Origin of the sequence: Streptomyces sp. WELS2, from assembly GCF_013870595.1 — a bacterium.
GTDB lineage: Bacteria > Actinomycetota > Actinomycetes > Streptomycetales > Streptomycetaceae > Streptomyces.
Genome location: NZ_JACBWZ010001073.1, coordinates 1 through 1,836 on the forward strand (window position 1 = coordinate 1; position 1,836 = coordinate 1,836).

Annotated in this window: 2 protein-coding genes; both read right to left on the reverse strand. The window is 74.0% G+C overall.

The window, feature by feature from the left end; all coding sequences use genetic code 11:
- On the reverse strand, positions 1 to 449 hold a 449-nt coding region (locus H5J33_RS33725; RefSeq protein ID WP_181798480.1), incomplete at its 3' end, for a DUF72 domain-containing protein.
- Positions 450 to 495: 46 nt separating this feature from the next.
- The gene (locus tag H5J33_RS33730) at positions 496 to 1,590 is read right to left on the reverse strand and encodes a DUF5925 domain-containing protein (RefSeq protein WP_181798481.1); all 1,095 of its coding nucleotides are present in this window, start codon (positions 1,588 to 1,590) and stop codon (positions 496 to 498) included.
- Between the last annotated feature and the right edge of the window lie 246 nt (positions 1,591 to 1,836).

The following is a 1,836-nucleotide window of genomic DNA, read 5'->3' on the forward strand; positions in this document are numbered from 1 at the left end:
TCGCGCACCTCGCCGGTCCACCAGGAGTCGTGCCGGGGCTCGACCGCCACCCGCGTACCGGGCGGGAAACAGGCCAGGCAGGCGTCCAGCAGGCCCGGGTCGGCGCGCAGGGTGGGCGGGAGCTGGAGGAGGACGGGGCCCAGGCGGTCGCCGAGGCCCGCCGCGTGGGTCAGCAGCCGGTGCACCGGCTCCCCGGGGTCCTTCAGCCGCTTGACGTGGGTGAGGAACCGGCTGGCCTTGACCGCGACCACGAAGTCCGGCGGCACCCGCCCCCGCCAGTCGGCGAAGGTGTCGTACGACGGCAGCCGGTAGAAGGCGTTGTTGATCTCCACGGTCGCGAACAGCCGGGTGTACTCCTCAAGCCACCGCCGCGCCGGCACCCCGGCCGGATAGACGAGGTCCCGCCAGTCCTTGTACTGCCACCCCGACGTGCCGACATACAGGGTCATACACCCATGAAAGCACCCGCCGTGACGGCACTCATCCGAGCGGTGCTCACAGGTACAGCCCCGCGTCCGCTCCCTCCCGGGCCCCCGGCACCGACGTCGGCGTGGTGCCCCGGCGCAGCGCGTACAGCTCGGCCAGGGTCGCGCCCTCCCGGCCGACGCCCTCCTCGGTGCCGAGCCAGTCCACCGCCTCCCGGCGGGTCAGCGGGCCCACCTCGATCCGGGCCAGACAGCGGCCGGGGCGGACCACGGCCGGGTGGAGCCGCTCCAGGTCCTCGTTGGTGGTGACGCCGACCAGCACGTTGCGGCCCTGGCCGAGCAGGCCGTCGGTCAGGTTCAGCAGCCGGGACAGGGCCTGGCCCGCGGTGTGCCGGGCCTCGCCGCGGATCAGCTCGTCGCAGTCCTCCAGCAGCAGCAGGCGCCAGCGGCCCTTGCCCGCGCCGTCGTCCTCGCCGATCGCGATGTCCATCAGGTAGCCGACGTCGGAGAAGAGCCGCTCGGGGTCCAGGACGCAGTCGACCTGGCACCAGTCCCGCCAGGAACGGGCCAGCGTGCGCAGCGCGGAGGTCTTGCCGGTGCCCGGCGGGCCGTGGAGCAGCAGCAGCCGGCCGGCGATGTCGTCGGGCGTCGTCCGCATCAGCCGGTCCATCGCGTCCGCCACCGGTGCCGTGTAGTTGGCCCGGACCTCCTCCCAGGTGCCCGCGGAGATCTGCCGGGTGGTGCGGTGCGGGCCGCGCCTGGGGGAGACGTACCAGAACCCCATCGTCACGTTCTCCGGCTGCGGTTCCGGTTCGTCGGCCGCGCCATCGGTGGCCTGGTCGAGGACGCGCTTGGCCAGGTCGGCGCTGGTCGCGGTGACCGTCACGTCCGCGCCCCGGCTCCAGCGGGAGACCAGCAGGGTCCAGCCGTCGCCCTCGGCGAGGGTCGCGCTGCGGTCGTCGTCGCGGGCCACCCGCAGCACTCGGGCGCCCTCCGGCAGCAGGGTCGCTCCGGAGCGGACGCGGTCGATGTTCACCGCGTGCGAGTACGGTTGCTCGCCCGTCGCGAAGCGGCCGAGGAACAGCGCGTCGACGACGTCGGACGGGGAGTCGGAATCGTCGACGTGGAGCCGGATCGGCAGGGCGTCGTGTGGGTTCGCGGACATGACCGCCATGATCCGGCACGGATGCCCCGCCCGCACGGCATTTCCGGCCGAACGCTCCGCCGGAAGCCGCCCCTGCTCCGGGCGGGTCAGGGGCCGCCCTTGATCGGGGCGGGTCAGGGGCCGCCCTTGATCCGGGCGCGTCAGTCGTAGCGGCCCCGCCCGGAACCGCGGCCCCGCACCAGCGGAACGGATCGGCCCCCTCCACCGCCGGCCGCACGAACTTGCTCACGATCACTCTCCATCCTC

What these genes read in the sequence shown, in the direction of transcription:
- H5J33_RS33730 (WP_181798481.1), bottom strand. Translation starts at nt 1,590, where the DNA reads ATGTCCGCGAACCCACACGACGCCCTGCCGATCCGGCTCCACGTCGAC.